This window comes from Brucella sp. IR073 (assembly GCF_049065735.1).
Taxonomy (GTDB): Bacteria; Pseudomonadota; Alphaproteobacteria; order Rhizobiales; family Rhizobiaceae; genus Paramesorhizobium.
Genome location: NZ_JBAKHD010000001.1, coordinates 54,902 through 66,424, shown reverse-complemented (window position 1 = coordinate 66,424; position 11,523 = coordinate 54,902). Strand labels below are relative to the sequence as shown.

The following is an 11,523-nucleotide window of genomic DNA, read 5'->3' as shown; positions in this document are numbered from 1 at the left end:
AGCGCTCCCAAGGTTCACTCCGGAATATAGAGGGAAAGCCGCCCTTTTTCAAGGACGCGCGGCGAGCTATTGAGTGACGCTGACCCTTATGGCGTAGATATCGATGGCCTTGCCCGCGCCGCTGACGTCGCTGTTGATGGTGATGGTTCCGGGGCCTGTCGCCCGTTGGCCTTCGGAGAAGGTCACATCAAACAGGAAGTCGCTGCGGGCGTCCGTCACGTCATAACGCTTGCGCCCGCAATCGCCCATGGCGCCGAAATCGCAGCTTACGGATATCTGCGTCGGTCTGCCGTCATCGCTCTTTGCGATGATATCGAAGGTCGCCTTCTTACCGGTGATCTCCCTCAAAATTCCCTCGCCCACGTCGAAGATGATTTCGTCGTCGGCGCCGGGGGACTTCACCCGCGCAAAGCTGACCGAACCCTGGCTCGCGATCTCCGCCGTGGCGGCGCCGGTGACCGATATGCGCGTCGGCTCGGAGGGGTTGAAAATGTTGATCCACTTGCCGCCCTGGGGTTCCTCGCCTTCCCGGGCGGGAGCGCCGTTCAAGAGCGCCGTGCTGCGCGAGGGGCTCATCACTTCGGTGAAGCTGTTGTAGAGCGACCAGCCCATCAGGACGAAGACCAGCAGGATAAGCCCAGGCAGCACATAGGACATAAAGGGCGAGCGCTGCTTCTTCACCACATCGCGCCGGGGCGCGCCACCCTCGAAGCCAAAATCGGCATCGCGATGCTTCTTCTTGCGCGCGGGGCGCACATCGTCACGGTCGAGCAAGGGGCCTTCCGCAGGAGATGCGGGCCTCGACGGCGCGGCGCCATTTCGCGGCTCCACGCCACCCAGTGCCGGCTCGACGCGCGCGCGCGGCGCGGGGGCGGCGGGCGCAGCGGGAGCGGCTGGCCGTGCGGGGCGGAACTCGGACTCGATGCGGGAGATCGTGGCCTTCAGCCGGTCGCGGCGTTGTGTCTTCTGAGCGTCGCTCAGGGAGGTATTGGCGGCGAGCGCGTGCTCATGCGCGCTCCAGGCCGATTCGTAAATCCGCTGGCGCGTGGCGGGATTGGCGGCATCGCCCTTGGCGAATGCGTTGCGTATCGCGCGTTCTATGCCTTCCAAACTCAAGTTTCCTCTTGCAGCGCCGGAACAGCGGCAAATTAGAGCATGATGGCGTCATGCTCTAGAGGTTCCCGGCGGTTAATCAAGCATTTACACTTTTTCTTAAGTGAGAGCACGCCGCCAAAAAACTTCCGTTTACGGAAACGTCAAAATCCTGCATATATCCCGCAAGGACGAGTATGGGAGGAAACGAGATGGCATTGCCCGATATCCTGAAAAGCAGGCTGCGCATTCCGGTGGTCGCCTCGCCGATGTTCATCATCTCCCATCCGGCGCTGGTGCTGGCGCAGTGCAAGGCAGGCATCGTCGGCTCGTTCCCGGCGCTGAATGCGCGGCCGGAATCGCAGCTTGACGAATGGCTCGCGGAAATCACCGAGACGCTGCGCAATCATGACCAAAAGCATCCGGACAGGCCGTCGGCGCCTTTCGCGGTCAACCAGATCGTCCATCGTTCGAACAAACGGCTGGAACACGACCTTTCACTGTGCGTGAAATATAAGGTGCCGATCGTCATCTCCTCGCTGGGCGCGGTGCCTGAGGTCAATGCGGCGATCCATTCCTATGGCGGCATCGTGCTGCACGACGTCATCAACAACCGCCACGCCAATTCCGCGATCCGGAAGGGCGCGGACGGGCTTATCGCCGTTGCCGCTGGCGCGGGCGGCCATGCCGGCACGCTCTCGCCTTTCGCGCTCACGCAGGAAATTCGCGAATGGTTCGACGGGCCGCTGCTTCTCTCCGGAGCCATAGCCAACGGACGCTCGATCCTCGCCGCGCAGGCGATGGGTGCGGACCTCGCCTATATCGGCTCGCCTTTCATCGCGACGACAGAAGCGCGCGCGCTTGACGAATACAAGCAGATGATCGTCGAATCGAACGCCAATGATATCGTCTATTCCAATTATTTCACCGGCGTTCACGGCAATTACCTGAAGCCCTCCATCCGCGCGGCGGGCATGGACCCGGACAATCTACCGGAAGCCGACCCTTCCAAGATGGATTTCGACAAGCCGGAAGCGGGCGCGAAAGCCTGGAAGGACATATGGGGCTGCGGCCAGGGCATCGGCGCGGTCAAGGAAATCCTGCCCACCGCCGATCTCGTCGCGCGGCTCGAAAAGGAATACGCACTGGCAAAGGCCGAACTCAGGGATCTGTGAGACGCATAAGCCGGAGGCAACGCGATTCCCTTGCCTTTCGGCAAATCCACCGATTTGCGCTCTTGCTTTTCCGCACCGAGTTCTGTATCAGCGCAAACATTCCGTGCCGGATGAGATTCTTCGGTCCGCGTAGATATCGGGGAACCCTCCCCTTGCCGCTTTAGCTCAGTTGGTAGAGCACATCATTCGTAATGATGGGGTCGCGTGTTCGAGTCACGCAAGCGGCACCAAAAACCCCTTAAAAATCAATCGATTACACAAATCAAAGTCGCCGCTGACGGGTTATGAGTTTTCGCGGAACCACGGCGGAACCAAATTTGGACTGACTGCGCGCCGTAGCGTCGAAGACCTATTTCCAGTTTTTTAGCCTGTAGCTTATCTGCACCAGCAGCCATACGATGCCAAGCGCTGACAAGGTGACTTGTAGCCCATGCTCAAGATATGGGAGCCATACGGGGTTCGTAGCCGCTCCGGTGGCGATAGCCGCCGTCACCCGATCTGCGATTTGATCTTTCATCACCAGCACCCCGCCGATTTCCCATAGGAATTGTGGCCCGCAATCCCCTGCCCTGCCGTGGTGTCATTGCCCGCGAGATAGACCGCCGTCGCGGGCTTAAGGCTGATCCGCTTCCAGCCGGCGCAGTTGGTCGCACTCTGGCATCCCACCGCCAAGCTCAAGGCAGAGGCGATAGCCGTCCATGCCAGTAATCTTTTCATCAACCTCGCCCCTTTTCTGGATTGCCTGTATGGTTGCCTCTGCGGCCGACAGCGCGGCTTGCTGACGTCCATGGGCCGTGCCGTAAAGATAGACAGGACCGGCGGCGAGGAGCGCGCCCACCGCCGCCCCTGCGCCGATCTGCCAATATTTGAGGAGCGCCAGCATTACGCCCCCATCTCCGATTTCAGGTCTTTTACCGCGCGGAAGAGATCGACACGGCGCTTGATGCCGTAGACGGCAAAAGCGACGATAGCCGCGCTGATGAGCAGCTGCGCGCGCCAATCGAGGCCACCGAGAAATTCACCGGCAGCGGAAACGCCAGCGCCAACACCGGCCAGCGCCCACGTCCAGGTGGTCTTGCTCTTGGCCGGGTGCTTTTCCAGCTCGCCGGGGTCGGCCACCACTGTTTCTTTGACGGTCACGGTTTCAGGCGGCGCGGGGGGCACAACGGCTACGGCCTGCGCGGCCACGCGGACCTTTTCAAGCACCGCTTCCACCTTCGCCGGGGTGACGAGAGCCTTGTTGAGCGGATCGCCGCTGTAATAGGACTGCCCGCGCTTAAGCTGCCGGTGCGCGCCCTTGGTTGCAGCGAGGACCGGAAATGATGCCCACTCCATCGCGAGGCGCTTTCCGAACTCGGTACGGCTGATTTTGCCAGCCGCGAAATCCTCATACCCGCGCCGCTTGAGCAGATGATAGGCGAGTCGATCCTGTAGGTCAGGGTCGAACACCTGCTTGCCGCTCAGCCCAAGCCCCTTCGCCAGACCTTGCAGCGTGGCCCGCATGAACTGGTAGCCGCCGCATGCCGACGACTTGAAGCGCCGGGTAAAGTCCTCCTGGGCATCCACCAGTTCTCCAATCGTCATGCTAGTGATTGGCTTGGAGAGCTTATCCTGATTGTGGCCGTAGATGACATCATATGAAGCGCGGTCACTGCGGCCCGTTTCCGTTAGACGGATGAAGTCGAGCAAAAGCGCCGCACCTGCGGGAACTGTCCTATCCATGATATTTCCCTTCAAAGAAAAAGCCGCCCCAAAGGACGGCTTGAGATTGAGATTTCCGGTGCGAAAGACTGAGGGATTTGGCTATTTCAGCGCCAGCGCGGCTTGCCACATGGCGTCGATGTCCTCTGGCGTCTTGCCGATAGACGGATCGCCGCCGATCAACTCAAACAGCGGATCGGTGCGCAAAAACTCGGTCACGCTGGCTAGCTTGTTTTTGCTGATTGTCCGGTTCGGCTCGTCCATAGCCTCAATGGCTGCATTGATCTTTTCGCGTAGCCCCGGCTCGAGATCGATGATTGTATCCACGCGCCATTTTTGGAGCGGCGGCATCGCGGCGCGAAGCTCATCAGGCGTCGGCGGTGGAGGCGGCACGTAGGGGGCAACATCCGAACGGCCCAGCAGGAAGTAGTAAAGCTCCGCGCCAAATGGCTCGATATCAGACACGAGCGCGGTAAACGGCACCCATCCGAGCGCGGGGTGGTTTACCTCGACGTCAATCACTCCATCACCAACAAATCGCGCATTTCTATATTCGATTTCCATCAGCCAACCCTCATCCAAAGCGTCGTGCCACGGTCACCTTCGTTTTCATATGCCTCTGCCCACCCCATGCATCGGTAGGTGCCCGGCAACGCAGTTGCATAGTTGCTGCCTCTCGCGTTTGCGGGATACAGTTCCGATCCAGCCACCACAGTACCGGGGTTTACCCCGGCCCTGTTGGCGATCCTAGCAAAGACGTAGCTCCCTACGGCGTTGTATGCCTGGGCGGCAATTGTCGGCATGATCTGCGCGATAGCAGCATCTCGGTATGATGCACCACGCGACTCTATCCGGTTGTTCACCGCATCAAACGCATTGCCGGAACCCCAATTTTGCCAGATGGAGCCAGAGATATTGCCATTACTGCCGATAATCGCTCCGCCGGGGTTGCCCACATAAAGCGGACCGGTGCGCAACACCACGTCGCCCAAAAATTCGTGGCCGGTGTACGATCCTGACGGCACGTACACGATGCGGTTAGGGTTGGCAGTATTGCCATAGCCAATATAAGCAACCCTGGTCCCATCCGGCGCGTAAAATGCGACATGCCCGGCCCTCGGGTCATTGGTATCGCCCGTTTCGATCCTGACCCCGCCTCTATTGGGAGCGGCAACCGTGACCCCGCCAGAAGTCGCAACGCGTCCCGGAGCGGTAAATGTGCTGTCTGACCCGAAGGTATATCTCGCGTTCTGCGCGCGGACGTGAATGTTGTAGTTTGCTGACTCGCTCCAGATGTCGCCAACTGTCGTCCCGTCGCTGTTCTGGAAATTTAGGACGCGATCACCCGCGTTTTTGAGGACGTAGCGTCCTAAGGTGATTATATTTCCTGTAATGGTGCCGCCGGTGAGAGGCAGATACAGGCTATTCAAAAGGATCTTAAGCCTAGACCAAAGAAGGCGCTTGGGTTTCCCACCGTCTGCGCTATCCGAGATCAACACCCCATCACCGTCCGCAAGCGTTTGCTTTTCGGGGGCACCGGACGGCATACCGGTAATCTTCCCGTCTGTCTCGGCTTTAGAATAAACGCCCAAGTTTTCTCGGGCCTGCGAAGCGCTCGCGCCGCCTGTCCCACCTGCCGTGATCGGTCGCGGAAAGTTCAGATCGGAGGCGACATCTTCGAACGGCACATTATGTTGCTGCGCCTCGATTTTCTCACCCGTTACCGCCTGATAGACCGGCGGCAAGGTGTATATGCCTTGTCCGTTGCGCGGCATGACCGTCCTTCCAGATTAGATATCTGGTGGGATTGTCGAAAAATGCCTGCGAAAGATGGAGGGGCTTGAGCGCGCTCTTTATTTTTCGTCAGCGATGCGGCATGGTGCGGCTCATGACCCGAACCGCCCAAATCGCCTGTGTCGTGATTTTCATCGCCGTGATGGTTGCCTTCCATCAGGGGGCTACGTTTGTGGCAAACTATATGGGCGGCGATTTTTCTTTCGGCTTCGCAGTCGGCGGTCTATTCGTAAGTGTGATATTCCTTATTTGCCATAAATTAGAAGCCGGGAAGGCTGCGAGGGGAGTTCATGCCGCCGCTCAAAAGGAACGCTCGCGCGATTTCCTCGACCTTTGAATTCGGCAAGCGCCCCCTCGCCCGTTGCACCTGAATAAGTGCATCGACAACATTTTGTCTATTACTTGAAATCGCTTCAGCCAGACTGGTGTTGTTGGCTATCCTGCTGTTTTTCAAAATAGCGTCCGCCGCCTTCTCCACAGCGCGAATGACGGATGCGCGCGCAGCGCCGGTCACGCCGCTGGCCATGGTTGCTTCCCTCACGCCGAATGCAGGTGCCCCCTCCGCTCCGAGTTCTTGCATAGCGGCATTACGCGCCGCCGTTTCGCTATTTCGCGTTACGATATGGCTTGTGTCGGCAAAACGAGCCTCACGTTCCAACAGGTTGAGCGCCTTATCTGCACGGTGCTGGCCGAATAGCATTCCGATCCGATCCCGGTTCCAGTCCCCTTCGCCTTTCAGGACGTTCTTAAGCGCAACCACGTCATTGACCTTGGTTCCTACCTGCCGGTCAATGTCGGCGCGCGCCGCTTGCTTCATGCGAAAGGTTTGCGCCGATGGACCAACCATCAAACCTTCCGGGTTGACGCCCTCGACAATCGCCTGCCGCAATTCATCGGGCCGGAGCGCCTCGCGCCCGCTATCCAGCGCTTTGACGCCTATCCGCAATCCTTCGTTCTGCCGAGCCAGCTCCTGGAACTTGGCGTCCGCCATTTTGATGCCTGGAACATTGCGGGCCAGCGCATCATCGACCTGCTTACGCGCGTTCGTGAATACGGCAATCGCTTGTGGATCGGTTTCCGTCGCCAGCTTACCGTCAATGGCATTGCGGGTTTGCAACAGCGTGTACGGGTTGCTGTCGAGCGCGTCACCCTGCGGAATGTTCAGCCAGCTTCGGACTTCACGCGCCGCCTTTTGAGCAGGGCCGCGCATCTGGAACGCTTGCTTGTCCAGTTCATTAGCGAGAACCGTCGTATCTACCGGCAGTGCATCCCGGAAGGCTTCGGCGTAAGCTGGAGAGAGGTCGCGCTGCCCCTGACGGATTGTTTCGTTCACCGCTCGCGGGTTTACGGTGGGGCCGAGCGCCTCATCAAGCCCGCTGATTACTCGCTGGTTTTTGCCGGCATCGCGGGTTCCAACTGCCCCACGCACAATTTCTTGCGCTCGCCCCGGCTTTGCCGCAAGCGCCCCGGCCTGACGTTGCAAATTCGGACCGAGGTCCATAAGCATGGCATTCGGCCCGAGATCATCAAGCTGCGAACGGATCGCTACCGCATCAAGGCCGTCATCGACAACAGCCCGGTTCAGCTTGGAGAGCGCGCCCGGCGTCATACCTGCCGATTTCGCTGCGGCGCGGCTGGCAATCGCATTCTGTGCTCCACGAACGCCCGCACCGATAGCCTGTCCGAACACCGGCCCCACCACACCTGTCGCAAGACCGATCATCGCACCCTTTTTCGCCGCATCGGGATCGCCTTCGGAACGAACCGCCGCATCCGCACCTCCTAACATTCCACCTGACGCCGCCGATGCCGCTGAACGAACAGCTAGACCGCCTCCACCAGCGCCAAAGGCAGCGGGTGCGGCCATCATCATCGGCACCGTACCGGCCACACCGCCGGTTATCTTGGCGGCGGTATCAATGTATGGGTGCTTTTCGGCTTGCTCTTTTCCAACACCCCGGACCGCCTGCAAAGCCTCGTCAAATGTGACCGGCCTATCCGCAAGCATCATTGCGCCAGCGGCGGCGGGATAATCAAGTGCCTTGCGGATATAAGGGCCTACTATAGGTATGCCTTCAATAAGCCCACCAGATGCAACGGCTGCGCCCTCAAGTACAGGGTTGTTATCGCTCTGGTCGCCGTTCTTCTGTTGAAGGCGCAGACGGGCAGAAGCAAGCGCGATAGCCTTTTTCTGTTCAATAGTCATTTCCATAATGCGCGCTCCTCTGGCGTCATGACGCCCCATATAGCAGGGTCAACTCCTTGTGGTGGAGGTGGCGCGTTTTGGTTGTCTTCATCACCTTTTGCGTTCGCTAACAATGAACGGGTACGCTCATCGAGTAGCGGCTGCTTGTCGATTTCGGCTATGCGCCTGTCCGCCTCTGCCGGGGTGATCTCCCCGCGCAGAGCGGCGGATGCAATAGTCCCCCGCTCCGCGTTAAGCTGTGCCTTGCGCTCGAAGATGTTCATAATCATCTGGTTAGCTTCCGGGTTGCCGCGAAGGCGTGGGAAGCTCCCCATGAGGATATCCATGTCCCGATCCGAAAGCGCACCAGAACCGGGAACGCGCAATGTCGGGGCCAACTGGTTCACCTGCGCTATGAAAGCATCCCCGGCAGAGCTGAAGCCGGGGAACATCTCAGCCAAGCGTCCCGATACTGGGCCTTGCGGTGCTTGAGAAAGCAACTCGCGCATGACGGGGATAGATTGCGCCACCGAAGCGGCCTGTGTTCCGGCATCGGCCAACGCGCCAAACCGTTCGACATTGCGCGCAGCGGCCTTCTTCGCGAATTCGCTTTCGTCCTGGGCGGCATTCTGCGTGACATTGGTCGCCCCGGCCTTTTTCAAATCCCGCTGGTAATCCGCAAAAGTACCTTGATAGCCTTGGGTGCGAGCAAACTCATACTCCTGCATGTCGCTCGTCGGTTTTTGCCCGGCGCTATAGATCGGCTCCGCGCTCCCCGAGCGCTTGTCTGTGCGTAGCACGGTGCCATCAGGCAGCGTCGTGAAGCCATATTCCGTCTGCGGCTTTGCCTTGAGAGCGTCAATCTCAAGCTGCGCCTTCTGCATCTGAAGCTGACGCATCGGGTCATTCTGCTGCATCTGGTTTTGCAGCAGGGCGTTGACCATAGCGCGCTGATTGTCATTGAGCCACGGGTTGGCCGCGGCCTGCATGAGCTTCTGGACCATCGCGCCGCGCGCGTCGTTGCCCTGCGGCTGGCCGGTCGGAGCTGGCGCGGATGGGAAATGGCCCGAGGCGTCGGCCATCTGCTGCGGAGCCTGCCCTTGAGGCGCGAGCGCGCCGCCGAGCGCCATATCGTGCTTTTTAAGCAGCGCATCGCGGACAGCTGCCTTCGGGTCCGGCTGCGACAGCGACACCTGCTGGCGGGGGGCAATCTGGTTGATGGCGGCCACCGCGTTCGTCGCTGGCATTCTGTCATCGACCAGCGGCGCGATAGTATCCATTTTCGCGAGCCGTGCCGCCCTTTCGGTTTCAGACAGCGGGCGCGCGTTCGGATCGTCCATGATCATATCCGCGAGATTGCCGCCCTGGGGCGCGTAGGCTGCCGGTTCCATCCGAGCGCCGCGCTCATCATAGGTAAGCATGGGATCGTCTATAGTCGCCCGAGCACCGTTTGCCGGAGCATTGCCGCGGTAATTCGACGGGTCATATCCGCCAGCCGTAAAGGTAGCTCCACCTTGTGGCGCAACACCGATAGACGGATCGAGGCTCGCCACCTGCGTAGGAGCACCGCCGCCCTGCCCAAGCGCAGCCATGAACTTCTGGCCGTAGGTGCCAACATCGGTTCCAAGCACGTCTTTCCGGTTCACCTTGCCGACACCGCCGGGACCGGCGAACCATGCCTGCGCTGCGCCTTCCGGCCCGAACTGCTTCACATATTGCCCGAAGCGGTGATCAAAAATGGCATCCTGAAGCGCGGGGTTCGACATAAATTCATCTGCCGACACCTCGCGGCCGAGCGCTTCCCGCGACCATGGGCCGATATTTGCCTCCATGATCTGATAGCGGCCAAGCGCGCGGCCCATCTTCGCGTTCGTCGGGCCGATGGCGGAATAATCGCCGCTACCCCGACTTTCGATGGAGGCAATGGCATCGCGATATAGGTTGCCGCCGGTCGCAGTGCCGGCATCTGAAGCAAAGCCCGAAGCGCCAGACGCCGCCCCTGATGGAGAAGGCGAAGCCGAGCCGCCGCCGAACAGCGAACTGAAGTCGATCCCGCCGAAAGCTTTGTCCGCACTTTCGCGCCCAGCCTTTTCAGCAGCGTCGTTTTTGTTTGCCATCATGCGATAAGCAATAGCCTGCCCCATCTGGGATAGGCCCTCGCCCACGTTCTTAGGAGCCTTGCCGAGAATAGCCCTCGCAACCGCGTCCTGCACCGCCCGGCGCTTCGCCAGCTCTTCCGGCGTCTTGGCTTCCTGATTGGGGCCGAAAATAAAGGACTTCATCAGGCCACCGCCTTCCGGTAATCGACGTGCTTCACGCCATCGACTTCAACAACGGCCTCTGGCCGCACCTCCTCAACATCCTGGGCCATTACGCCGATATGCGGCGGCCCGCCCGCCTTGTAGCGGTACAGGTAGACCGGCAAGCCGTTATCCAGGGTGCCTACGCGCTCGATGTCCGTCTTCACGCGGCGGTCGGATGCCATGATGAGGGAGTTTCCGAGACCGAACAGGCCGCCAAGGATGCCGCCGGTCTGCGCCTGCCGCTGCTGCCACGCGCCGAGCCGGTTCTGGTAGTCCTGGTTGATAATGCCCGCCACATCTGTGGTCGCGATCTGGCTGTTGGCCGAGTTGACGAAGTTCGGGTTGGTGACCTGCGCGCCGGATAGCAGCGCCGAGATTTCATTGATCGGCTGGTTCCGAAGCTGGTATTGCTCCTGGAGCCATTGGTTGCGCTGCGAGTTTTGCGCATTGAACTGTGTCTGCTGGTCGGCGTATTTCTGCCCCGCCAGCGCATTGTTGCCCTGTGTCGTCTGGAACTGATTGTTCCACATCTGCTGAAGGGCATTGTTCCCGAAGGTCGCCTGCTGGTTGGCGAGCTGCGCGAGGCGCGTCTGCTCCTGCCCCCCGGCCAGCACCGCCTGCATGCGGGCATCGTTCGACGCCTGGGCATTCTGCGTCATCGCGGTTTCCCACGCCTTGGCCCCCGGCATGATACCCTGATTGGCAAGGCGCTGCTCCAGCGCTGCGCGGTCATTCTCAAGCTGCGGGTTGATGCGCGACATGAGCGCGTCCTCAACCTTCTGCCGGTCGCTGCTGAAATCGTCGGTATAGCTGGTTTGAAGCTGCGGGCCGCCGCTGAACTGCTGATACTGCGGTGCCTGCAAACTCCCCGCATTCCCCGCCGCTGGCGCGCCGCCGAGGTCGAACGGCTTTCCGAGGAGATCATTCAGCCGTGAAGACTGCGAATTCGCGAGCTTGCCGAGGTTCAGGTTGGTGGCGTCTTCCTGCTGCTTGATAGCCTGCTGTTGCGGCGATAGCGTCTGCGTAGCGGTGAAGGTAGGGATGTCATAAGTCTTGCCGGTATACGGGTCGTAATATTTCTTCGAACCGGTCTGACTATAAGTCAACGTGCCGTCCGGCGTGACCTGATTGACGTTGTTCAACCACGAATTCGCAACAGCCGTTCCAATGTTGGTCCCGGTCTGGGCGGCTGACGTTTCCTTCGGATCAGGCGCTTTGGGTGCCTTGCTCTTGCCCACGGCTTATTCTCCGGCCAGTTCATCACGTGACCGAA

Annotated in this window: 9 protein-coding genes and 1 tRNA gene; 2 read left to right on the top strand and 8 right to left on the bottom strand. The window is 60.0% G+C overall.

Translation table 11 applies throughout. The annotated features are described in order from the left end of the window. Positions 1-66: 66 nt before the first annotated feature. Positions 67-1,110 carry a hypothetical protein gene (locus ACOWVG_RS00370; RefSeq protein ID WP_420959375.1) on the bottom strand — a complete coding sequence of 348 codons (1,044 nt, stop codon included), beginning with the start codon at positions 1,108-1,110 and terminating at the stop codon, positions 67-69. Positions 1,111-1,304: 194 nt separating this feature from the next. On the opposite strand from ACOWVG_RS00370, the gene ACOWVG_RS00365 reads away from it, so the two are divergent. Continuing rightward, positions 1,305-2,267, top strand: coding sequence for an NAD(P)H-dependent flavin oxidoreductase (locus ACOWVG_RS00365; RefSeq protein WP_420959374.1), 963 nt, complete (start codon positions 1,305-1,307; stop codon positions 2,265-2,267). Positions 2,268-2,421: 154 nt separating this feature from the next. Then, positions 2,422-2,497: transfer RNA gene (locus ACOWVG_RS00360), tRNA-Thr, on the top strand. 383 nt (positions 2,498-2,880) lie between these two features. Here ACOWVG_RS00360 and ACOWVG_RS00355 read toward each other — a convergent pair. The 7 genes from ACOWVG_RS00355 to ACOWVG_RS00325 all read right to left on the bottom strand — a co-directional run bounded on the left by ACOWVG_RS00355 (position 2,881) and on the right by ACOWVG_RS00325 (position 11,488). Further along, positions 2,881-3,150 carry a hypothetical protein gene (locus ACOWVG_RS00355; protein ID WP_420959373.1) on the bottom strand — a complete coding sequence of 90 codons (270 nt, stop codon included), beginning with the start codon at positions 3,148-3,150 and terminating at the stop codon, positions 2,881-2,883. Further along, positions 3,150-3,989, bottom strand: coding sequence for a hypothetical protein (locus ACOWVG_RS00350; RefSeq protein ID WP_420959372.1), 840 nt, complete (start codon positions 3,987-3,989; stop codon positions 3,150-3,152). The genes ACOWVG_RS00355 and ACOWVG_RS00350 overlap by 1 nt, the downstream gene beginning before the upstream one ends. An 81-nt stretch (positions 3,990-4,070) precedes the next feature. Next, the gene (locus ACOWVG_RS00345) at positions 4,071-4,532 is read right to left on the bottom strand and encodes a hypothetical protein (protein ID WP_420959371.1); all 462 of its coding nucleotides are present in this window, start codon (positions 4,530-4,532) and stop codon (positions 4,071-4,073) included. Then, positions 4,532-5,743, bottom strand: coding sequence for a hypothetical protein (locus ACOWVG_RS00340; RefSeq protein ID WP_420959369.1), 1,212 nt, complete (start codon positions 5,741-5,743; stop codon positions 4,532-4,534). Before ACOWVG_RS00340 ends, ACOWVG_RS00345 begins: the two co-directional genes overlap by 1 nt. 278 nt (positions 5,744-6,021) lie before the next feature. Beyond that, on the bottom strand, positions 6,022-7,974 hold the full coding sequence (locus ACOWVG_RS00335) for a hypothetical protein (protein ID WP_420959368.1): 1,953 nt from the start codon (positions 7,972-7,974) through the stop codon (positions 6,022-6,024). Continuing rightward, positions 7,965-10,229, bottom strand: a complete 2,265-nt coding sequence (locus tag ACOWVG_RS00330; protein WP_420959367.1) for a hypothetical protein — start codon at positions 10,227-10,229, stop codon at positions 7,965-7,967. Before ACOWVG_RS00330 ends, ACOWVG_RS00335 begins: the two co-directional genes overlap by 10 nt. Further along, positions 10,229-11,488, bottom strand: a complete 1,260-nt coding sequence (locus ACOWVG_RS00325) for a tail fiber domain-containing protein (RefSeq protein WP_420959366.1) — start codon at positions 11,486-11,488, stop codon at positions 10,229-10,231. The genes ACOWVG_RS00330 and ACOWVG_RS00325 overlap by 1 nt, the downstream gene beginning before the upstream one ends. Positions 11,489-11,523: the final 35 nt, after the last annotated feature.

What these genes read in the sequence shown, in the direction of transcription:
- ACOWVG_RS00345 (WP_420959371.1), bottom strand. Translation starts at nt 4,532, where the DNA reads ATGGAAATCGAATATAGAAATGCGCGATTTGTTGGTGATGGAGTGATT.
- ACOWVG_RS00330 (WP_420959367.1), bottom strand. Translation starts at nt 10,229, where the DNA reads ATGAAGTCCTTTATTTTCGGCCCCAATCAGGAAGCCAAGACGCCGGAA.
- ACOWVG_RS00340 (WP_420959369.1), bottom strand. Translation starts at nt 5,743, where the DNA reads ATGCCGCGCAACGGACAAGGCATATACACCTTGCCGCCGGTCTATCAG.
- ACOWVG_RS00365 (WP_420959374.1), top strand. Translation starts at nt 1,305, where the DNA reads ATGGCATTGCCCGATATCCTGAAAAGCAGGCTGCGCATTCCGGTGGTC.
- ACOWVG_RS00350 (WP_420959372.1), bottom strand. Translation starts at nt 3,989, where the DNA reads ATGGATAGGACAGTTCCCGCAGGTGCGGCGCTTTTGCTCGACTTCATC.
- ACOWVG_RS00335 (WP_420959368.1), bottom strand. Translation starts at nt 7,974, where the DNA reads ATGGAAATGACTATTGAACAGAAAAAGGCTATCGCGCTTGCTTCTGCC.
- ACOWVG_RS00355 (WP_420959373.1), bottom strand. Translation starts at nt 3,150, where the DNA reads ATGCTGGCGCTCCTCAAATATTGGCAGATCGGCGCAGGGGCGGCGGTG.